General features: G+C 69.4%; 23 protein-coding genes. 14 read left to right on the top strand and 9 right to left on the bottom strand.

Annotated features, from left to right (window positions below; translation table 11 throughout):
* Positions 1-5 precede the first annotated feature (5 nt).
* Both JIW86_RS16430 and JIW86_RS16425 read left to right on the top strand, forming a co-directional pair.
* Positions 6-650 (top strand): hypothetical protein, encoded by a 645-nt coding sequence (locus tag JIW86_RS16430; RefSeq protein WP_257559338.1) that lies wholly within the window; start codon positions 6-8, stop codon positions 648-650.
* Positions 651-683: 33 nt separating this feature from the next.
* Positions 684-1,451 carry a hypothetical protein gene (locus tag JIW86_RS16425; protein ID WP_257554452.1) on the top strand — a complete coding sequence of 256 codons (768 nt, stop codon included), beginning with the start codon at positions 684-686 and terminating at the stop codon, positions 1,449-1,451.
* Here JIW86_RS16425 and JIW86_RS16420 read toward each other — a convergent pair whose 3' ends face one another.
* Together JIW86_RS16420 and JIW86_RS16415 are read right to left on the bottom strand one after the other, a co-directional pair.
* Positions 1,452-1,733 carry a hypothetical protein gene (locus tag JIW86_RS16420; RefSeq protein ID WP_257554451.1) on the bottom strand — a complete coding sequence of 94 codons (282 nt, stop codon included), beginning with the start codon at positions 1,731-1,733 and terminating at the stop codon, positions 1,452-1,454.
* Between the two features lie 145 nt (positions 1,734-1,878).
* On the bottom strand, positions 1,879-2,421 hold the full coding sequence (locus JIW86_RS16415) for a TetR/AcrR family transcriptional regulator (protein WP_257554450.1): 543 nt from the start codon (positions 2,419-2,421) through the stop codon (positions 1,879-1,881).
* Between the two features lie 95 nt (positions 2,422-2,516).
* Between JIW86_RS16415 and JIW86_RS16410 the strand changes: the two genes are divergently transcribed.
* Complete coding sequence (locus JIW86_RS16410) at positions 2,517-2,942, top strand: nuclear transport factor 2 family protein (protein ID WP_257554449.1); 426 nt, start codon at positions 2,517-2,519, stop codon at positions 2,940-2,942.
* Positions 2,943-2,963: 21 nt separating this feature from the next.
* On the opposite strand, the gene JIW86_RS16405 is transcribed toward JIW86_RS16410, so the two are convergent.
* Positions 2,964-3,542, bottom strand: coding sequence for a TetR/AcrR family transcriptional regulator (locus JIW86_RS16405; protein ID WP_257554448.1), 579 nt, complete (start codon positions 3,540-3,542; stop codon positions 2,964-2,966).
* A 141-nt stretch (positions 3,543-3,683) separates the two neighbouring features.
* On the opposite strand from JIW86_RS16405, the gene JIW86_RS16400 reads away from it, so the two are divergent.
* From JIW86_RS16400 to JIW86_RS16385, 4 genes are all read left to right on the top strand, one after another.
* Positions 3,684-5,288 carry an MDR family MFS transporter gene (locus tag JIW86_RS16400; RefSeq protein WP_257554447.1) on the top strand — a complete coding sequence of 535 codons (1,605 nt, stop codon included), beginning with the start codon at positions 3,684-3,686 and terminating at the stop codon, positions 5,286-5,288.
* A 192-nt stretch (positions 5,289-5,480) separates the two neighbouring features.
* The gene (locus JIW86_RS16395) at positions 5,481-6,338 is read left to right on the top strand and encodes a polysaccharide deacetylase family protein (RefSeq protein WP_416237572.1); all 858 of its coding nucleotides are present in this window, start codon (positions 5,481-5,483) and stop codon (positions 6,336-6,338) included.
* A gap of 118 nt (positions 6,339-6,456) precedes the next feature.
* Positions 6,457-6,783, top strand: coding sequence for a nuclear transport factor 2 family protein (locus JIW86_RS16390; RefSeq protein WP_257554446.1), 327 nt, complete (start codon positions 6,457-6,459; stop codon positions 6,781-6,783).
* A 99-nt stretch (positions 6,784-6,882) separates the two neighbouring features.
* A complete protein-coding gene (locus JIW86_RS16385; RefSeq protein WP_257554445.1) occupies positions 6,883-7,521 on the top strand; it encodes a hypothetical protein in 639 nt (212 codons plus the stop codon).
* Between the two features lie 165 nt (positions 7,522-7,686).
* Here JIW86_RS16385 and JIW86_RS16380 read toward each other — a convergent pair whose 3' ends face one another.
* From JIW86_RS16380 to JIW86_RS16370, 3 genes are all read right to left on the bottom strand, one after another.
* Positions 7,687-8,967 carry an extracellular solute-binding protein gene (locus JIW86_RS16380; RefSeq protein WP_257554444.1) on the bottom strand — a complete coding sequence of 427 codons (1,281 nt, stop codon included), beginning with the start codon at positions 8,965-8,967 and terminating at the stop codon, positions 7,687-7,689.
* A 265-nt stretch (positions 8,968-9,232) separates the two neighbouring features.
* Positions 9,233-9,847, bottom strand: coding sequence for an SMI1/KNR4 family protein (locus JIW86_RS16375; protein WP_257554443.1), 615 nt, complete (start codon positions 9,845-9,847; stop codon positions 9,233-9,235).
* A gap of 58 nt (positions 9,848-9,905) precedes the next feature.
* Positions 9,906-10,292, bottom strand: a complete 387-nt coding sequence (locus tag JIW86_RS16370) for a DUF192 domain-containing protein (RefSeq protein ID WP_257554442.1) — start codon at positions 10,290-10,292, stop codon at positions 9,906-9,908.
* Between the two features lie 90 nt (positions 10,293-10,382).
* On the opposite strand from JIW86_RS16370, the gene JIW86_RS16365 reads away from it, so the two are divergent.
* Positions 10,383-11,114 (top strand): prepilin peptidase, encoded by a 732-nt coding sequence (locus JIW86_RS16365; RefSeq protein ID WP_257554441.1) that lies wholly within the window; start codon positions 10,383-10,385, stop codon positions 11,112-11,114.
* 131 nt (positions 11,115-11,245) lie between these two features.
* On the opposite strand, the gene mgrA is transcribed toward JIW86_RS16365, so the two are convergent.
* Positions 11,246-12,283 (bottom strand): L-glyceraldehyde 3-phosphate reductase, encoded by a 1,038-nt coding sequence (mgrA, locus tag JIW86_RS16360; protein ID WP_257554440.1) that lies wholly within the window; start codon positions 12,281-12,283, stop codon positions 11,246-11,248.
* A gap of 125 nt (positions 12,284-12,408) precedes the next feature.
* Between mgrA and JIW86_RS16355 the strand changes: the two genes are divergently transcribed.
* The 5 genes from JIW86_RS16355 to JIW86_RS16335 all read left to right on the top strand — a co-directional run bounded on the left by JIW86_RS16355 (position 12,409) and on the right by JIW86_RS16335 (position 18,069).
* On the top strand, positions 12,409-13,170 hold the full coding sequence (locus tag JIW86_RS16355; protein ID WP_215148743.1) for an isoprenyl transferase: 762 nt from the start codon (positions 12,409-12,411) through the stop codon (positions 13,168-13,170).
* Between the two features lie 334 nt (positions 13,171-13,504).
* Positions 13,505-14,821 (top strand): PhoH family protein, encoded by a 1,317-nt coding sequence (locus JIW86_RS16350; RefSeq protein ID WP_257554439.1) that lies wholly within the window; start codon positions 13,505-13,507, stop codon positions 14,819-14,821.
* A 415-nt stretch (positions 14,822-15,236) separates the two neighbouring features.
* Positions 15,237-15,950: a transglycosylase SLT domain-containing protein gene (locus JIW86_RS16345; RefSeq protein WP_416237571.1), complete on the top strand. Its 714-nt coding sequence runs from the start codon at positions 15,237-15,239 to the stop codon at positions 15,948-15,950.
* A gap of 117 nt (positions 15,951-16,067) precedes the next feature.
* A complete protein-coding gene (locus JIW86_RS16340; protein ID WP_257554436.1) occupies positions 16,068-17,414 on the top strand; it encodes an AI-2E family transporter in 1,347 nt (448 codons plus the stop codon).
* Positions 17,398-18,069: a hypothetical protein gene (locus tag JIW86_RS16335; RefSeq protein ID WP_257554434.1), complete on the top strand. Its 672-nt coding sequence runs from the start codon at positions 17,398-17,400 to the stop codon at positions 18,067-18,069. The genes JIW86_RS16340 and JIW86_RS16335 overlap by 17 nt, the downstream gene beginning before the upstream one ends.
* A gap of 60 nt (positions 18,070-18,129) precedes the next feature.
* Here JIW86_RS16335 and JIW86_RS16330 read toward each other — a convergent pair whose 3' ends face one another.
* A complete protein-coding gene (locus JIW86_RS16330) occupies positions 18,130-18,669 on the bottom strand; it encodes an alkyl hydroperoxide reductase (RefSeq protein WP_215148750.1) in 540 nt (179 codons plus the stop codon).
* A 3-nt stretch (positions 18,670-18,672) separates the two neighbouring features.
* Complete coding sequence (locus tag JIW86_RS16325; protein WP_215148752.1) at positions 18,673-19,227, bottom strand: peroxiredoxin; 555 nt, start codon at positions 19,225-19,227, stop codon at positions 18,673-18,675.
* Positions 19,228-19,361: 134 nt separating this feature from the next.
* Between JIW86_RS16325 and JIW86_RS16320 the strand changes: the two genes are divergently transcribed.
* The gene (locus tag JIW86_RS16320) at positions 19,362-20,309 is read left to right on the top strand and encodes a hydrogen peroxide-inducible genes activator (RefSeq protein ID WP_257554432.1); all 948 of its coding nucleotides are present in this window, start codon (positions 19,362-19,364) and stop codon (positions 20,307-20,309) included.
* Positions 20,310-20,329: the final 20 nt, after the last annotated feature.

Here is a 20,329-nt window from a genome sequence, read left to right as displayed (position 1 = left end):
TGCCGATGCTGATGCGCGCGCCGAAAGAATGCGGCTCGTGGTTCTGGGATCTGGATGACGTGGCGGAGCCCGGTCTGGAGTCCGCGCTCAGGACCGCGGCGCGCATGGGTGCGGTGCTTCAGAAGCACGCTTTGCTGGAGCCAGCCTCACTTGAGTGGAACTGGTTCCAGGTCGGCAAGGGCGGCCTCGGCATTCACAGCCGCCTCGACCTCGGCAGGCGTGCGCTCGGTGATCCGGCACTGCCCGGTGACCTCCGCGCCTGCCAGCCGGGCGGCCATCCGCAGGCGGAGATGGGCGGCATCCTCGTGTCGGGATCCGGCGCCTGGTTCGACGCGAGCGGAACCCGCCACAACGAGTACCGCCTGGTCGAACTCATGGTGTCACCCGACGAGATCGGCCCCTCGGCCGAACTGACCGTGTACCACGACGTATGGGGTCAGTGCGATTTCCGGGGCAAGCCGCACCCGGCCATCCATGCCAACAACGCGCCGCGGCTCGCGTCAGCCCTGCGGGAGCTCGACCAGCTGCTCGGGGTCGAAGCGGAGCCCGGCGAGCCGACGTACTACGGTCGAGCCGAGGGCTACGGGCTCGAGGCTCCCGACCTCATCGACGGACGTGGGCCGGACCTCACCGACGCCGTATTCGGGTAGACGACGGCATTTGGACAAGCAGGGGATCGTGAAGTGAGCGACCGGGCGGCGTCACTCGTGCTGGAGCGCCTTCGGGCGGTGGAATGGGACGGGGAGTGGGACGACGTGCTCGTGCACGTCATGTCCCGTCGCCTGTTGTTTCGTGAGTACCTGCGGCGGGCCGGGATATGGGCGCAGGCCTACTCGGCCGAGGCGATGTGGCCGTTCTTCGACGTCGTCGACTACGTGGACCCCGAATTCGCGCTTCCCCCGGAGGTCGATGCACAACTCCGGCAATACCTGGGCCAGATCATCTGCGTCGGCGCCGTCAAGCGGACCTGTGCGGGTGTGGTGCGGCTGGCGGACTACCGGGCGCGGCATCCGGAAGCCCTTCCGGACCTACCCGACCCCTACGAGCCGCTCCTGCTCTTCTACGAGCGGGGCGGAGCGTTCTTCCAGGACAGCGGCGGTTTCCTCGACCTGACCGGTGTGACGGTGCGCCGCGGAACTCTGGTGGGCCGCGTCGCCAATCCCCCGCTGAGCTCCCTCGACCCCGCACTGCTCGACGCCGTGGACGCCGAGGGCCGCATCACCTACTACACCGCGGCCGACCGGCAGGGCCCCCTGCTGCGGAGGCGTGCGGTGCGCAGCGTGCCGTACGACGAGGCGTTCGGCCGGGACAGCCTGCGCTGGGAGCCGACCGGCACGCAGCTGCCCGTTTCCCCGGAGGAGGCCGCGGAACTCCGGGTGGTGTGGCTGGACGAGATGGAGGCGGCCGCCCTCATCTGGGCGGCCATCGCCGAGGCCGGCGGCGCGGCCTGACTACGGGATCAGGTGGTTGTAGATCTGGATCACCTTCGTCTCGAACGGCGGGGCGCCGAGGTCCTTTGCGGCAGGGGCGATCGTCTCCTCCGCGAAGCGCTGGAAGTCGGCTTCCGACTCCCATACGTCGATGACCTGCCAGCCGCCCCTGTCGCTGGGCGACGCGATGTGGGCGAGGAGTCCGGCGGGCGGGTTCGCGGGGTCCGGGAGTACCCGGTCGTGCATCGCCTGGTAGAGCTCCTGGGTCCAGTCCGCGCCCCGGTTGTAGACCAGAACTGCCATCTCGGCTTCCTCGATTCCGTGATCCGGCGGGAGGGGGTCCGCCTGCGACGCTACGTCCGCGCGCGGGCGGGAGCGAGCGGTGGCGGACCCCCCTACGCCGTCTGCCGGAACGTCCGCCCGTCACCCCGCCCCGGGGCGGCGAGCGTCACCCCGTCGCGGCGATCAGCCGCTCCGCCACCTCCCGCGCCCGACGCGCCGGTTCCGGGCCCGGTTCCAGGGCGGCCACCACCGTTGCGCCCTCGACCAGGATCAGCAGCTGGTCCGCCAGGGCCGGGTGGTCAGGGCCGGCGAGCTCGGCCAGCAGGGCGCGGAGTTCGGACTTGTGGCGGCGTACGACGTCCAGGACCGCCGGCGGGCCGCCCGCGCCCAGTTCCCCGTACGCGTTCAGGAACGCGCAGCCCCGGAAATCCGGCTCGGAGAACCAGTCCGCCAGCCAGTCGAAGACGGTGAGGACCGGGGTCGGGGAGCCTGTCACCGCCTCGCGCAGGCTCGTCGTCCAGCGCCGGTCCCGGCGTTCCAGGTACGCCGTGACCAGGGCTTCCTTCGCCGGGAAGACCCGGTAGAGCCGCTTGAGCGGGACGCCCGAGTCGGCGCGGATGCGGTCCATGCCGACGGCCTGGATGCCGTCGGCGTAGAACAGTGCCTCCGCCGCGTCCAGGAGTCGGGTGCGGGCCTCTTCGTCGTCCATGGGGGAAGGGTAATCCAGTTTTCGCTTGCGTGGAGAACGTGCGTTCTCTAGCGTGAGAACGAACGTTTTCCGTGTCGTGTCAGAGAGGGACCGCCATGACTGCCACCACCACGCCACGCCCGCCCCTGCCGCCCTTCACCGAAGAGTCCGCCCGCGCCAAGGTGCAGGCCGCCGAGGACGCCTGGAACAGCCGGGACCCCGAGCGCGTGGCCCTCGCGTACACCGAGGACTCGCAGTGGCGGAACCGCGACCGCTTCCTCACCGGCCGCGCCGAGATCCGGGAGTTCCTCGCCGACAAGTGGCAGCGCGAGCTGGACTACCGGCTCCGCAAGGAGCTCTGGGCATACACCGGCAACCGCATCTCCGTGCGCTTCGAGTACGAGTGGCACGACGCCTCCGGCCAGTGGTGGCGCAGCCACGGCAACGAGCAGTGGGAGTTCGACGGCAACGGCCTGATGCGGCGGCGCGAGGCCAGCGTCAATGACGTCCCCATCGCTGCCGAGGACCGCCGGCTCGTCTGAGTGGCAACTCGTCTGTCCGCGCTATGCCGCCTGGTGGGCCTGCGTGATGAGGTCGGTTGCGACCTCCAGGGCGGCGAGGCGGGTTTCTTCGGGGTCGCCTTCGACGTGCTGGAGGTACATCATCCCGGCGTGGAGGGTGAAGAGGGCGCTGACGCAGCGGACTTGGTCGGTGAGGGGGCCGTCCTGGGTGCGCAGGAGTTCGACCAGTTCGGCCATGTGGTTCTTCATGGTCTCGCCGATGCTCAGTTCGCGCATCGTCGCCTGGTTCTCCTGCATGAAGCGGAAGAGTGAGGCGCCGGCCCCCATCGACTCGCTGTAGCGGCGCAGCACTTCCCGCTTGGTGTCCAGGGTGGGGGGCTGCTGCTGGGCCCAGGTGATGAGTTCGTCGATGGGCCGGGTCAGGTCGTTGAAGACGCTGACGATGATGTCTTCCTTGGTCTTGAAGTGGTAGTAGAGCGCGGCTTTGGTGACGTCCAGGCGCTCGGCGATCTCGCGGAGCGAGGTCTTCTCGTAGCCCTGCTCGACGAACAGCTCCAGGGCGATGTCCTGGATGCGCTGACGTGTGTCCCCGCGCCGTCTCTGCGCAGTGCTGCTGGACATGGAATCTCCTTCGGCTCGCATGCTCACTCGTACTTACTTGACGCCCGGCTAGTTACGGGTCTACCTTAGTGGTGAACTAGCCGGGCGGCAAGTAAGTGCCGTGTGGTGGGCGATGCGTGAAGCAGGGTCAGGGGAGGGGACATGGTGGACACAGTCAATTCTGCCGGGACTTCGAAGGGCGGGAAGCCGCGCAGTGTGCGGGTCGTCCTCATGTCGGTGATGATCGCGATGCTGCTGGCCTCGCTCGACACGATGATCACCAGTACCGCGATCCCGACGATCGTCGGTGAGTTGGGCGGTCTGGAGTATCTGTCGTGGGTGGTGACCATCTACACCCTGGCCACGGTGGCCTCGACCCCGATCTGGGGCAAGGCCGGTGACATGTGGGGGCGCAAGGGCGCGTTCCTGACCTCGGTGGTGATCTTCCTGATCGGCTCCGCGTTGTGCGGGGCGGCGCAGGACATGGGCCAGCTGATCGCGTTCCGTGCGATCCAGGGTCTGGGCGGGGGTGGTCTGCTGGTCGGCGCGATGGCGATCATCGGCAGTGTGATCCCGCCCCGTGAGGTCGGCAAATACCAGGGCATGATGGCCGCCGTCTCGGCGATCTCCATGATCGGCGGCCCGCTGATCGGCGGCGCGATCACCGATCACCTGGGCTGGCGCTGGTCCTTCTACATCAACCTGCCGCTCGCCGCCGTCGCCCTGGTCATGGTCTCCGCGGTCCTCCACCTGCCCAAGAAGACGCAGGACACCCGTCCGAAGGTCGACTACCTGGGGGCGGCGCTGCTGACCGCCGCGATCACCTCCACGGTGCTGGTGACGACCTGGGGCGGCACCCAGTACGCCTGGTCCTCCGCCCGCATCACCACCCTGATCGCCGTCAGCGTCCTGTCCACCGCCGCGTTCCTGTACGTGGAGACGAAGGCCGCCGAGCCGGTACTGCCGCTGCACGTCTTCCGCAACCGCAACTTCAGCCTCATCGCCCTGATCGGGTTCCTCGTCGGGTTCGTCACCGTCGGCGGCGTGTTCTACCTCCCCCTGTTCCTGCAAGCGGTCCAGGGTGCCTCGGCCACCAACTCCGGGCTGCTCCTGCTGCCCCTGCTCGGCTCGATGCTGGCCGTCTCGATGATCACAGGCCGCATCACCACCAACACCGGCAAATACAAGATCTTCCTGATCGCCGGCGGCGCACTCGTGGTCCTCGGACTCTTCCTCGCCTCCACGATGGACACCGCCACCCCCCGGTTCGTCTCCGGTCTCTACATGGCCGTCCTCGGCGCCGGAATCGGGTTCCTCATGCAGATCACCATGCTCGTCGCACAGAACAGCGTCGAGCTGAAGGACATGGGCGTCGCCTCCTCCACCACCGCCCTGGGCCGCACCCTCGGCGGCGCCTTCGGAGTCGCACTGATGGGCACCCTGTTCACCCACCAGGTCACCACCACCATGACCGACGAACTCGGCACCCAGGCCGCCGCGGCCGCCGGCTCCGCCCAGCTCGACGCCGCCAGCCTGGCCAAACTCCCCGACACCATCCGCGAGGCCTACCAGTACGCGGTCGCCGTCGGCACCCACTCCGCCTTCCTCCTCGGCGCCATCATCGCCGTACTCGGCTTCGCAGCCGCCCTGTTCATCAAGGAAGTCCCCCTCCGCGGCACCCCCACCCCCAACAACACTGCGAGCGACGCGAGCCAGGACGACAAGACCGCACCCGCCCCACAAGAACCCGTCACCGCCTCCGCCTGAGGGGCGGACCAGGAAGACGAACCGTTTCACCTCGGTTGCGCAAGGGCAGGAACTCGGGACGATCGAGGACTAAAGTCCCACCGATCCCATCTGTCCCATTAATTGGAATTTATGGGCTCTTCGGCTGGAACCCCCCTGCTGCGACGAACGTCCTGATCCACAGAACGCGGACGAGGCGGATGGGGAGTGGACATGGGGTTCTTGGCGCGCATGAACGAGAAGGGCATCCGGGCCCGCGCCGTCGTCGCGGCTTCCGCCGTAGCCGTGGCGGCGACGGTGTGGGGCGTGGCGGCCGCCGTGGAATCGGGGCACGAGCCCGCGCATCGGAACGTGTCCCGGGAGAAGGAAGCCGAAAACCCCGGCCAGGCGGGCCAACCCGGCCAGGCGGGCCAGCCCGGCCAGCAGCAGCCGGAGCGGATACCCGAGGGCATAGCCCACGCCTCCGAAAGCGGCGGAAACGCCGTCAACATCACCATCGACGACGGCCCCGACCCCCGCTGGACCCCGAAGGTCCTCGACGTGCTGAAGCAGCACGACGTGAAGGCCACCTTCTGCATGATCGGTCCGCAGGCCAAGGCCCATCCCGACCTGGTCAAGCAGGTCGTCGCAGCCGGCCACCGGCTCTGCGACCACACCATGGACCACGACACGGCCATGGACAAGAAGCCCGTCGCCTACCAGGAACAGCAGATCCTGGACGCGAAGCGGCTGATAGAGGAAGCCGCGGGCGCCGGCGCGAAGGTCGACTACTACCGGGCCCCCGGCGGCGCCTTCACCCCCGACAGCCGGCGCCTGGCCGCCGCACACGGGATGCGCCCGCTCGGCTGGAACGTGGACACCAAGGACTTCGGCAAGCCGGGCACGGCCGCCATCGTCGACGCCGTCAAGCGCGAGATCGGCAACGGCCCGACCGTGCTCTTCCACGACGGCGGCGGCAACCGCGCACAGACCGTCGACGCCCTCGACCAGGTGCTGGCCTGGCTGAAGGAGCAGGGCCGGCCGACGGGCTTCCCGGTCCGCACCGTCCCCGAGGCCCCCGACCCCTCCTGACACGCCGTCCGGCGGCGAACGGGTGAGGGTCGACGCCCCGGACCGGCCCGGGGTGTTCCCTGGTCACGGGCGTACGACCGTACGCCCGTGGGCCCGTAAGCCCGACCAGGAGGCCGCTGTGACCCTCACCCCAGGCAAGCTGTCCGACCCCGTCGTCGGCGCCTTCGTCGCCGCCGTCAACGGCCACGACAAGGACGCCTTCCTCGCACTGCTGACCCCCGACGCGACCATGTCCGACGACGGTTCGGACCGCGACGTCCACCAGTGGATCGACAAGGAGATCTTCGACTCCGGCGGCCACATGCAGGTCGAGTCCGAGTCCGACGGGGGTCACCACCTGGTCGTCAACTACCGCAACGACACCTGGGGCGAGATGCGCACCGCCTGGAACTTCCGCGTCACCCCTGACGGCCGCATCAGCCGCTTCGAGACGGGTCAGGCCTGAATTACAGCCCCGCGCCATTCCGGCAGGTGAGCGCTCCCGTACGGGTGAAAGCGCGCCCGGCGTCGTTCCGGCCCGCCGGAGGGCCCCGTTGGACCGGGCATGACGCGCACCCGCATGGCAGCTCTCGCCCTCGCCACCACCGCGGCGGCCCTCGCCCCCGCCCTCGTCCAGCCGGCCACCGCCGCGGAGGGGACTGCGTACCTCCAGGACCCGGCCGGGGGCGAGAAGTCCATGAAGTCGATGTGGACCAAGGACGAGATGCACAAGCTGGAGGCGCAGTTCCGCTTCCACACCGGAATCCAGTACGACACGGTCACCCGCCCCGGCCCCTCCGGCGCCCCGGACTACGAGCGACAGGTCCCCGACCCCAAGACGCTGGAGTGGCAGCCGTCGTACGAGTTCGCCTGGTCGGTGTCGGACTCGACGCTCGTGAAGAAGGCGGTGACGACCAAGGAGGGCACGCACCAGATCGAGGTGCACGCCGTACTGCGCACCGCCAAGGGGGCCAAGGCGGGGGAGGTCCGCCGGAAGCTGGACGGGAAGCCGGCGACGGGGCGCGAGAAGGTCGCGGGCGGCAAGCGGATCGCGTGTGACACCGGTGAGTACACGGTGGAGTGGTCGGTGACGCGCTCGGGCTACGCGACGCTCACGGGCAAGCTGCCCTGGAACTCGAGCTGCGAGCAGCACCGGAAGGCGTTCGCCGCGGACCACGGGAAGCAAGGGCGACAAGCGCAGTAAGGGCGATACGGGCAGCAGCGGCAGCGCTGAGGCCGGCCGCCCTGCGCACCTTGTGGGTGCTCGGCGGGCGACGGGGCCGGGGCCTCGGATCGAGAGCCGCAGTGGCCATCCTGCCGCACGGGGTGGTCTGCGGCATGGGGCGAAGGTCCCGTGTCACGGGGTTCTTCAGTGCTTCTTCGAGGCCTCGTTCGCCTTGGAGGCGATGTCCTCGAGGACGGTCTTCGGGTCGACGTTCGGTTCCACCGCCCGTCCGATGTTGCGCTTGATGGTGTCGCTGACGGTCACCCAGGACGGGTCGTTCACCGGGTAGAGCTGTGCGCCGTACAGCGCGGTCAGGAACTGCTGGTCGTTCTTGTCGAGGCCGCCGCCCGCGGTGCGCGAGGCGGTGACGGTGGACGGCAGCAGGTGGTAGCGGTTGGCGAAGTCCGACAGGTTCTTGTCCTGGTAGAGGAACTCCAGGAACGTGCCGATCTCGGTGCGCTGGTCGTTCTGCTTGAACGCCATCATCCAGTCGGCCACGCCCACGGTCGGCGGGACCTCCCCGCTGGCGAGGGTGTCCGAGACAGGCATGGACACGGTGCCGACGCCGATGCCCTTGGCGCGCGCCTCGTGGGCGAGCGACGGGTAGCCGTTGAGCATGCCGACCTCGCCCCGCAGGAAGGCGGCGAAGGCGTCGGCGCGGTTGAGCTGGGACGGCGGGGTGGGGCCGACGAGGCCGGGGGCGATCAGGTTGTCCTTGACCCAGCGCCAGGTCTGGATGTTCGGGTCGGAGGCCAGGCTGTAGTTGCCGCTGTTGTCGGCGTAGCCGCCGCCGTTGCTCAGCTCCCAGATCATCGCCTCGGCGTGCGCCTCCTCCGGGCCCAGGGGCATGGCGTACGGGAACTTCACGCCCTTGTCCTTGAGCGCCTTGGCGGCGGACTTGAGGTCGGCCCAGGTCTTGGGTGCGCTGACGCCGGCCTTGGAGAACAGGGCCTCGTTGTAGAAGAGGAGGCGGCTGCTCGCCACGAAGGGCAGACCGTAGAGGGTGCTGCCGACGGTGCCGGCCTCGGCGAGCGGCTGGAGGAAGTTCGCCTCCCGGGTGACCGAGAGGAGCTCGTCCGCGGAATAGAGCTTTCCCTGGGCCGCGAAGTCCGAGTACGAGCCCATGAGCGCGATGTCCGGCGCGTTCCCGGCCTTGACCATACGGGAGACCTCGCGGTCGATGTCGGCCCACGGCAGGAGCTTGACCTCGACCTTGATTCCGGGATTCGCGGCGGTGAAATCGGCGGTCACCTTGTCCCAGAACGCCTTTGAACTGGTGGCCGGAGTGTCGCCGTATTCGGCGGCGACGAGGCGCAGCGTGCCGCTGCCACCTGCGCCGCCTCCGGAGCCGCCACATCCGGCCAGTGGTATCAGCAGTCCGAGCACGACCGTGGTGGCGGCCGTTCCGAAGATTCTTCGTCCCACGGGTGTATTCCCCTGATTTTCTTTTGGATCCCGTTACTACTTATGAGTTGCTCCGGGCTGGGGTGTCCCTTCATGGCCCGTTGGCCGGAATTCTCTCCTGAAAGTGGGGTGGCTGATTCCATTGGGGGGCACTTGTGGTCAATGCTCCAACTGGGGCTTTTCCGCATGGTGTTTTCCGATATGTGATCCACGGAATGGACGCGCGTAGACATGCCGAAAAGCCCGTTTCCGGTCACGGAACGGGCTCGGTGGTGTGACGGGAACGTCAGTCGGCGAATTCGCCCGCGTACGGGTCGGGCTCACCCGTCTCGGGGTTGCGGCCCTCCTGCCACCGGCGCTGGGCCTTGCGCCAGTGGACGAAGCTGAGGTGGTCGCCGTCCCAGAAGGTGATGCTGACCGGGCTCACGTCGAACTCGTCGGAGCAGAGCCGGTAGAGGAACTCGGCCATGCCGTACGGGTACACGGCGAAGGAGTCGGCGGTGTGCCGCCCGCACACCAGGACCGGCCACCGGTCAGGGTCGGGGTCGGAGGTGAGCCAGCACAGGATGTCGGATCCGCCGGTGACGCCCCAGGCGATGATCGCCTCCGGGTCCACGTCGAAGGCGGCCCGGCCGCCCTCCGCCTCCCAGACGTGGCGGGCGTTCTCGGTCTCCTCGGCCATCTCGGCCGGGTCCCACTGGAGTCCGGGCTTGGGGAGAGGGAGCAGGATGCTGGCCTCACCGTTGATGGAGCCCGCACCGAAGCGGCCCATGAAGGCGACGAAGTCGGCCGGGAACCGGGTGCCCCAGGCAGCCTCGGCGCTCGGCCAGTCGATGTCCTCGTCGGCGCCGTGCGTCGCCGGCATGATCTGCTCCAGCGCTTTGATCGCGTTCTCCGTCATGCACTCCCCTGACACCCCAGCTCAACCGCCCCAACCTACCGCCGAGGCGGGACCTCCACTAGGACCTGTCCAGGGGCCCGTCCGCGGACCTGTCCTCGGGCCTGTCCACGCGCACGGTGGTGCCGGGCCCCAGCCCCCAGCCGGCCATCGCTCCGGCCGCCGCCTCCAGCACGTGCCGGGAGCGCGGCCGGGGCAGCCCGAGCCGGCCCGGGGCCATCGTGACCACGGCCAGGACGCGCAGGTTCCGGTCGAGGTACGCCACGTCGATCGCGAAGCGCATCCGGAAGGTGTGCACGCTCGCCGCGGGGGTGAGCAGCATGGCCCCGGCGATGCCGTCCCGGCCGAGCAGCCCCCGGGTCCGCGCCCGGTACGAGGCGGCGATCTCCAGCGGCACCGCCACCGCCCCGACCGTGAGGGTGCCGTGTCCGTCGTCCCAGTGAGCCATGCGGGTCACCCTAGGGGTGCGGCGCCGTTGCCGGGACTCAAGCCCAGCCGGGGCTGGTTCGTGCGGGGCTGCGGGGCCTACCGTCGCCGGATGGGTGTGGTCGTGATCGTTCTTGCCGCCGGGTACGGGGTGGCCGCGGGGCTGCTGCTGCCGCGCGCCGCCTGGCGGCTGTCCGTCGAGCCGGAGGAGCCCTGGCGGGACAGCTGCCCGAAGGGGCATCCGCTGCCGGGCTGGCTGGGCCCGGCCCGCTGCCGGGTCCCGGGGCCGGGCGGGCACGCGTACGGGAGACGGGCGGCGCCGGTCGCGGTACTGACGGCGGGGGTCTGCGCCGCGCTCGGGGCGGCCGTCGGCGCGCGGCCCGAGGCCGTGGCCTACGTGGGGCTCGCCCCGGCGCTGGTGCTGCTCGCGCTCGTCGACCGTGCCGTGCACCGGCTGCCCGACGTACTGACCCTGCCGCTGGCCGCCGCGGTCGCCGCCGGGCTGGGATCGGCCGCCCTGCTGCCCCGCGCCGGAGGCGACTGGCGGCTCGCGCTGCTGGGCGGGGGCGCGCTCGGGGCCTCGTACCTCGTGCTGCACGTGATCAACCCCGCCGGGCTGGCCTTCGGCGACGTCAAGCTGGCGCTTCCGCTGGGGGTCGCTCTTGGGTGGTACGGGTGGGGGGTATGGGCTTTCGGGGCCTTCCTGGGCTTCCTCTACGGGGCCCTGTACGGCCTCTTCCTTGTGCTGCGCGGCTCCGCAACACGCCAGGACGGCTTCGCCTTCGGCCCCTTCATGGCCGCCGGGGCACTCACCGGAGTGCTGCTGGGCGGTTTCGGAGCGTAATCATGGCGCGCCAATGCACGCATCACGCTTTACGAAGGGTTATGGTGGAACCCCCCCCTCGGGCCGGTCCGTATCCCCCCCACGGACCGGCCCGTTTTTTGTTCTCCGCGCCCCACGGGCATACGCGCAGGTCAGCCGCGCTGGGCCCAGAGGTTGGTGCCGGGGGTGGACACGGCGAAGGAGTCGATCTCCTTCAACTCGGCCTCGGAGAGCGGATCGCCCGCCAGCGCGGCCACGTTTTCCTCCAGCTGCCGCACGCTGGACGCGCCGATCAGCGCCGAGGTCATCCGGTCGTCGCGCAGCACCCACTTCAGTGCCAGCTGTGCCATCGACTGCCCGCGCCGCGCGGCGATTCCGTTCAGCCCGTCGAGCCTGCGGAGCACCTCGTCCGACAGCAGCTCCGGGTTGAGGGACTTGCCCTGGGTGGCCCGCGAGCCCGCCGGGATCTCCTTGAGGTACTTGCCCGTCAGCAGGCCCTGCGCGAGCGGCGCGAAGGAGATGCAGCCCATGCCGGACTCCTCGAGGGTGTCCAGCAGCCCGTCGTCCTCGGTCCAGCGGTTGATCATGGAGTACGAGGGCTGGTGGATCAGCGGACGCACCCCCATCCCGCGCAGGATGCGCACCGCCTCGGTGGTCTGCTCCGCGGTGTAGGAGGAGACGCCGACGTAGAGGGCCTTGCCCTGCTGGACCGCGGACGCCAGGGCGCCCATGGTCTCCTCGAGCGGGGTCTCCGGGTCGAAGCGGTGCGAGTAGAAGATGTCGACGTAGTCCACGCCCATCCGCTTGAGCGAGGCGTCGAGCGAGCTCAGCAGGTACTTGCGGCTGCCCCACTCGCCGTACGGCCCCGGGTGCATCAGGTAGCCGGCCTTGGTGGAGAGGATCAGCTCGTCGCGGTAGGACGCGAAGTCCTGGGCGAAGATCTTGCCGAAGTTCAGCTCGGCCGAGCCGGGCGGCGGACCGTAGTTGTTCGCCAGGTCGAAATGGGTGACGCCGAGGTCGAAGGCCCGGCGGAGGATCGCCCGCTGGGACTCGAGCGACTTGTCGTCGCCGAAGTTGTGCCAGAGGCCGAGGGAGATGGCGGGGAGCTTGAGGCCGCTGTGGCCCGTGCGCCGGTACTCCATGGAGTCGTAGCGCGAGGGCTCTGCCCGATAGGGATTGTTATCAGTCACGTTGTCCTCCCTATCACGGAGCTGTGACAGACCGAGTTGGGTACCCCATCCCGCCGCGCAGTAATGTGGCGCACTCGGGGGACCGCAATTCGCACGGGGGCATTGCACGGAGGGGCTGGAAGATCGTGAAGCTGCGCGACCTGGTGTACAGGCTCTACGCACGCCGGGTGGAAGGCCGCCTCGACCATGACGCGGCGCCCAAGCACATCGGCGTCATTCTGGACGGGAACCGGCGCTGGGCGAAGGCGTCCGGAGGCACCACGGAACAGGGCCACCAGGCCGGAGCCGACAAGATCTCCGAGATGCTGGGCTGGTGCACCGAGACGGACGTCGAGGTCGTCACCCTGTGGATGCTCTCCACGGACAACCTGGACCGGCCGGAGGTCGAGCTCCGCCCGCTGCTCAACATCATCGAGAACACCGTACGGGGCCTCGCCGCGGACGGCCGCTGGCGCGTCCACCACGTCGGCAACCTCGACATCCTGCCCGCGCGGACGCAGACCGTGCTGAAGGAGGCCGAGCAGGCCACGCACGACATCGACGGGATACTCGTCAACGTCGCCGTCGGCTACGGCGGCCGTCAGGAGATCGCCGACGCGGTCCGCTCGCTGCTGCTGGAGCACGCGCAGAAGGGCACCTCCTTCGAGGAGCTCGCCGAGATCCTGGACATCGACCACATCGCGGAGCACCTCTACACGCGCGGCCAGCCCGACCCGGACCTCGTGATCCGCACCAGCGGCGAGCAGCGGCTGTCCGGATTCATGCTGTGGCAGAGCGCGCACTCCGAGTACTACTTCTGCGAGGTCTTCTGGCCGGCCTTCCGCAAGGTCGACTTCCTGCGGGCCCTGCGCGACTACGCGGCCCGCCACCGGCGGTACGGGTCCTGATCACGCTCTGTACCCCCGGGGGCCCCTGACGCCCCCTCGGTCACCGGCACCCCTCCCCTCCCGAACCCTTCACCAGGGGTTCACCGAGCGTCCGTCATATGCCATGGCATGGCCTGGCCTGATCGGGGAATACCACTTTCAGGTCGATGCCCGATCCACGGGTGTCGAGTCTCAGCGGACGGCATGGGGTCGTCCGCCCGGGAGGCCCTTTGCACCAGGACGCACGTGCGGTTCGCACGGTCGGAGTGGAGGGCCGGGAATCGGCCCTGGCATGGGTGCCGATGACCGGTCCGGTCTTCATGGCCCGACCTCTTCCGAGGGGGTACGTCCTTCCGTGGTGACCAGCACAAAGCGCCGCCTGCCCGACAGGCGGACCTACGTCCTCGACACCAGCGTCCTGCTGGCAGACCCCAACGCGATCTCCCGATTCGACGAGCACGAGGTCGTGCTCCCGATCGTGGTGATCACCGAGCTGGAGGCAAAGAGGCACCATCCCGAACTCGGCTACTTCGCGCGCCAGGCCCTGCGCCTGCTCGACGACTTCCGGGTCCGGTACGGACGCCTCGACGCCCCCATCCCGCTGGGCGATCTGGGCGGCACCCTGCGTGTCGAGCTCAACCACTCCGACCCGGGTGTCCTGCCCGCAGGCTTCCGATTGGGGGACAACGACTCGCGGATCCTCGCGGTCGCCCGCAATCTCCAGGCCGAGGGCTACGACGTCACGGTGGTCTCGAAGGATCTCCCACTGCGCATCAAGGCCTCCTCCGTGGGGTTGATCGCCGAGGAGTACCGCGCGGAGCTCGCGATCACCGATGCCGGCTGGACCGGCATGAGCGAGCTCGCCCTCTCCGGCGAGCAGGTGGACCTCCTCTACTCCGAGGAGCGCCTCTACGTCCAGGAGGCCGCCGAACTGCCCGTGCACACCGGGCTGGTCCTCCAGTCCGAGCGGGGCAAGGCGCTCGGCCGCGTCACGGCGGACGGCAACGTGAAGCTCGTACGGGGCGACCGCGAGGCCTTCGGGCTGCACGGCCGCAGCGCCGAGCAGCGCATCGCCCTGGACCTCCTCCTCGATCCCGAGATCGGGATCATCTCGATGGGAGGCCGGGCGGGTACCGGAAAGTCGGCACTGGCCCTGTGCGCCGGCCTGGAGGCGGTGCTGGAGCGCAGGCAGCACCAGAAAGTGATGGTCTTCCGGCCGCTGTACGCGGTGGGCGGGCAGGACCTCGGCTATCTGCCCGGGGACGCCTCCGAGAAGATGAGCCCCTGGGCGCAGGCGGTCTTCGACACCCTCTCGGCCGTGGCCGGGCGCGAGGTCATCGAGGAGGTGCTGAACCGCGGGATGCTGGAAGTCCTGCCGCTCACGCACATCCGCGGCCGCTCGCTCCACGACGCCTTCGTGATCGTGGACGAGGCCCAGTCGCTGGAACGGAATGTCCTTCTGACCGTTCTGTCACGAATCGGAGCGAATTCGCGGGTCGTTCTGACCCATGATGTCGCCCAACGGGACAACCTGCGGGTCGGCCGGTACGACGGAGTGGTCGCCGTCGTTGAGAAGCTGAAGGGACATCCGCTCTTCGCGCACATCACGCTGACGCGTTCCGAGCGGTCCCCGATCGCCGCTCTGGTCACCGAGATGCTGGAGACCCTCTGACCCCGACAGGGGGCTGAAACGGTCAAAAAACCCATAGCGGGAAAGTGAGTTGACGCCGTCCGGTAAAGGCCCGAGAGCCTAGCCGGGCGGCGTCGTGCTGCACAGGTCTTTCGCGAAACCAAAGGCAACATCCCAGGTGTGACCTTTCACACGCAACATAGAATTGCCCTGCGGCGTCGAGGTCCGGCAGAGTCTGTTTTCCGTCAGGCCCCGCATACGGCACAGTTGTATCTCCGGCATCAGCCGTGAGGTACGCGCAGCACCACAACTCCACAGTCGATTGCCGTATGCCGCCCGGAGTTTCACGTGCAGCCCCCGCGAGGGAGTTGCCCACGGGCCCGCGTCTCCAGTGACCGTAGAACCACGGAGGCCAGTGTCGAGGGGCACTCTTGCGTCCGCGCGGTCACTGCGGACGTTGCTGGAAGGACATCGTGTGAGCCGGATCTCGGTACGGGGCTTCGCAGTGGCTTCTGCCACCGCGGTCACCACCGTCGGCGCAGTCGTGGGCGTTGCCACCGGCGACCCCTCCTCGAACGACCTCGAGACGACCGCCTCCGGGGCGACTCTCCTCACTGACATCCCGGTCGGCGACCAGGCGCAGGTCCAGAGTGCGTCCCTGACGCAGCAGGCCGACACCATCGCCCACGCCGCCGACACCGACGCGAAGCGTTCGGCCGAGGAGGCCGCCCGCATCCAGGCCGCCGAGGACGCCAAGGCCAAGAAGGCCGAGGCGCAGAAGGCAGCCGACGAGAAGGCGAAGAAGGAACGCGAGGCGAAGGAAGTGGCCAGCCGCTCCGCCGCCCGCGACGCCGGCGACTTCGCGGTCCAGAGCTCCTACACGGTCGCTCAGGTCAAGGCCATCGCCCAGCAGATGGTCCCGGCCGGCCAGTTCCAGTGCTTCTCGAACATCATCAACCAGGAATCCACCTGGAACTACAAGGCCGTCAACTCGTCCTCGGGCGCTTACGGTCTGGTCCAGGCGCTCCCGGGCTCGAAGATGGCCTCGGCCGGTGCCGACTGGCGCACCAACCCCGCCACGCAGATCAAGTGGGGCCTGAACTACATGGAAGACCGGTACGGCAGCCCGTGTGGAGCCTGGAGCTTCCACCAGGCCAACGGCTGGTACTAGGCGACACCGCCGCACCCCGCTCAACTCGGGAGAGCCCCGCACCGTCCTACGGTGCGGGGCTCCTCGCGTGTACGGTCTTTCGAGGTGTGACCAGCGGGGCGGGGGGAAAGGAACGACATGGCGAAGAGGGAAGGCTGGCTCGGCCGGCTCGGGAGCAGGCTGAACCGGATGGAGGCGCGGCTCGACGAGCGGCGCGCCGAGGTCGAGGCCGAGGCCAGGAGCGGCCTGCCGCACCCCGTCGCCGCCGACCGGGGACCGGCGGCGGCCGCCGCGGTGGCGCCGGGCCCCGCGCCCGCCCCCGCGCTTCCCGAGCGCCCCGACCCGGTGAGCGTGGTCCCGTGGGGCATGCGGGTCGCCGCCGAGGTCAGCTGGCGGCTGCTGCTCCTGGCCGGGATGCTCTGGGTGCTGATGAAGGTGATCAGCGAAGTCCGCCTGGTGGTCCTCGCCTTCGCCGCCGCGATGCTGGTCACCGCGCTGCTCCAGCCCTTCGTGGTCCGGCTGCGGAAACTGGGCCTGCCCCGGGGACTGGCCACCGCCGTCACCGCGATCCTCGGCTTCGTGGTCATCGGGCTCGTCGGCTGGTTCGTGGTCTGGCAGGTCATGGAGAACCTCGACGACCTCTCCGACCGCGTCCGCGACGGCATCAACGAACTCAAACTCTGGGCACTGGACAGTCCGTTCCACGTGACCGAGAAGCAGATCAACGACATCGCGAAGAACCTCAGCGAGACCATCGGCACCAACACCGAGCAGATCACCTCCGCCGGCCTGCAGGGCGTGACGGTGCTCGTCGAGGTGCTGACGGGCATCCTGCTCGCGATGTTCTCGACGCTCTTCCTGCTCTACGACGGCAAGCGCATCTGGAACTGGACGCTCGGCCTCGTCCCGGCCGCCGCCCGGCCCGGCGTGGCGGGAGCCGGTCCGCGCGCCTGGCGCACGCTGACCGCGTACGTACGGGGCACCGTCCTCGTCGCGCTCATCGACGCCATCTTCATCGGCCTCGGCATCTACTTCCTGGACGTGCCGATGGCCGTGCCGCTGGCCGTCTTCATCTTCCTGTTCGCCTTCATCCCGCTGGTCGGCGCCGTGGTCTCCGGAGCCCTCGCGGTGGTCGTGGCGCTCGTGACCCAGGGCGTGTTCACCGCTCTGATGGTGCTGCTCGTCGTCCTGGCGGTGCAGCAGATCGAGGGGCACGTGCTCCAGCCGTTCATCCTGGGCCGGGCGGTACGGGTGCACCCGCTCGCGGTGGTGCTGGCGGTGGCCGCCGGCGGCCTGATCGCGGGCATCGGGGGAGCGGTGGTCGCCGTACCGCTGGTCGCCGTCACCAACACCGCGGTGGGCTATCTGAGGGCGTACTCGCGCGAGCAGCTCCACATGGGCCACGGAGCGATCGGCCCGGGCCCGCACGGGGCGACGGCGGTGGGCTCGGCCATGGGGGAGCCCGGGAATGATCAGCGAGCCTGAGCTGGAGGGGGAGTGGCCCCCGGACCACCCGGGCGAACCGGCACGACCGGACGCGGTGGGTGAGCCCGTACGACGGCCCGTACGGCCGTGGTGGTGGGCGCTGGGCGGGGCGGTGCTGGCCTCGGCTGTCTGGGCGGGGACCCTGGCTCTGCAGGATCGATTCACCGATGCCCCGCGGATCGCCTACCGGCACTCCGAGGACCTGTGCGCCCAAGCGCCGCTGAGGGCGCTCGGCGGGATGGCCGGTGCGTTCGAGGGGGGTCTGCCGAGCCACAGCGAGAGTCCCGTTCTGGACTGGTCGTTCTGCAGTTACAACACCTTGCGTACCGAGGGCCGGGCCTCCTACTACGGTCAGGTGCTGGTCGAGCTGCACAAGAAGACCGACCCGGCGCCGGAGTTCGGCGTTCGGCCGGTGCTCAACGGGTCCATGGACGTGCAGACCGTGAACGTGCAGAAAGTCCCCGGGCTCGGGGAACAGGCACTGATCTCCGGTCTGGTGCGGTCTCCACAGCTCCAGGTGCTCGACGGCGGCTCGGTGTTCACGCTCACCGTCCAGTGGTGGGGGGAGGACGGGGACGTCGAGACCGACGGGGACGCGCTCAAGGCGGCGATGATCGAGGACATGCGCATGCTCATGGTGGCGCTGAAGAAGTGAACGACCAGGGCCCCGCAGCCGGGAACGGCTGCGGGGCCCTGGTCTTCGTACGGGGTGCTGCTACTCGGCGGCGAGGGCGGCCTCGGCGTCGAGGGTGACCGCGACGGCCTGGATCACCGAGGCGATCTTGAAGGCCTCCTGGATCGTCTCGCGGTCGACGCCGGCCTTGCGCAGGACCTGCTCGTGCGAGTCCAGGCACTGGCCGCAGCCGTTGATCGCGGAGACGGCGAGCGACCACAGCTCGAAGTCGACCTTCTCCACGCCCGGGTTGCCGATGACGTTCATCCGCAGGCCCGCGCGCAGCGTGCCGTACTCCGGGTCGGAGAGCAGGTGCCGGGTGCGGTAGAAGACGTTGTTCATCGCCATGACCGCGGCGGCGGACTTGGCGGCGGTGTACGCCTCCGGCGAGAGGTTCGCCTTCGCCTCCGGCTCCAGCTCACGCAGGACGCGCGGGGAGCGGGCGGCGATCGCGCAGGACAGGACGGTGCCCCAGAGCTGCTGCTGCGAGAGCTTGTCCTGGTTGCCGATGACCGAACCGAGGTTCAGCTTCAGGTCCTTGGCGAAGTCCGGTACGGCGGACTTCAGGGAGTCGAGGGGCATCCGTCACTCACCGGCCAGCAGCGCGCCGGCGTCGATGGTGCTCTCGCCCTTGTTCCAGTTGCAGGGGCACAGCTCGTCGGTCTGCAGGGCGTCGAGGACCCGCAGGACCTCCTTGGGGTTACGGCCCACGGAACCGGCGGTCACCATCGAGAACTGGATCTCGTTGTTCGGGTCCACGATGAAGACGGCGCGCATCGGGAGGCCGTCCTGGCCGAGGATGCCGAGGTCGGTGGAGAGCTCGCGCTTGATGTCGGACATCATCGGGAAGGGCAGGTCACGCAGGTCGGCGTGGTCCTTGCGCCAGGCGTGGTGGACGTACTCGGAGTCGAGCGAGAAGCCGAGGATCTGGGCGTCGCGGTCGGCGAACTCCTCGTTCAGCTTGCCGAAGGCGGCGATCTCCGTCGGGCACACGAACGTGAAGTCGAGCGGCCAGGCGAAGACGACCTTCCACTTGCCCTCGTACGTCTTGTGGTCGATCTGCGCGAACTCGGATCCGGCTTCGAGCGAGACACAAGCGGTCAGGTCGTACGTGGGGAACTGGTCGCCGACAGTGAGCACGTGCTCTCCTTGAGAATGGAAATTGCCCCTTTTGGGGGTTTTCCGAGAGGGTTGGACGGATCTCACATGCTGGCACAGCTGCATTGATTACAGAAATAGCTACGCTAGAGCCTGGTGATCGGAGGTGCCTATCAGTGGCTGTCGGTAATAGGGGAGCGAAGCAACCCACCCTGGCGCAGCTGCGCGCCTTCGCGGCCGTGGTCGAGCATCTGCACTTCCGGGATGCCGCCGCCGCCATCGGGATGAGCCAACCGGCGCTGTCCGGAGCCGTGTCCGCGCTCGAGGAGGCGCTCGGCGTGCAGCTGCTGGAGCGGACCACCCGCAAGGTGCTGCTGTCCCCGGCGGGGGAGCGGATCGCGGCCCGGGCGCGCCTGGTGCTCGAGGCGATGGGCGGGCTGCTCGAGGAGGCCGAGGCGGTACGGGCGCCCTTCACCGGGGTGCTGCGGCTCGGGGTGATCCCCACCGTGGCGCCGTACCTGCTGCCGACCGTGCTCGGGCTGTTCCACCGGCGCTATCCGCGGATGGACCTCCAGGTCCACGAGGAGCAGACGGCCTCGCTGCTGGACGGGCTGGCCGGCGGGCGCCTCGACCTGCTGCTGCTCGCGGTGCCGCTGGGCGTGCCCGGGGTCACCGAACTTCCCGTCTTCGACGAGGACTTCGTCCTGCTCGCGCCCCGGGAGCATCCACTGGCCGGGCGCAAGGACATCCCGCGCGAGGAACTGCGCGGACTGCAGCTGCTGTTGCTCGACGAGGGGCACTGCCTGCGGGACCAGGCCCTGGACATCTGCCGGGAGGCCGGGCGCACGGCCGGGGCGGATGTCACCACGACCGCCGCCGGGCTCTCCACGCTCGTCCAGCTGGTCGCCGGCGGGCTGGGCGTGACCCTGCTGCCGCGTACCGCGCTGCGCCTGGAGACCACCCGCAACGAGTACCTGGCCACCGGGTACTTCGCCGAGCCCGCGCCGTCACGGCGGATCGCCCTGGCCATGCGGACGGGGACCGCCCGCCAGGAGGAGTTCCGGGCGATCGCCGCCGCGCTGCGCGAAGCCGTACGCCCGCTCCCGGTGTGGCCCACTGACTAGCGAGCCGTAGGGAGCGGGCG

It is taken from the genome of Streptomyces sp. NBC_00162 (assembly GCF_024611995.1).
Taxonomy (GTDB): Bacteria; Actinomycetota; Actinomycetes; order Streptomycetales; family Streptomycetaceae; genus Streptomyces.
Note: the sequence above shows the minus strand (reverse complement) of the source record. Positions and strands in the feature narration are given on the sequence as shown.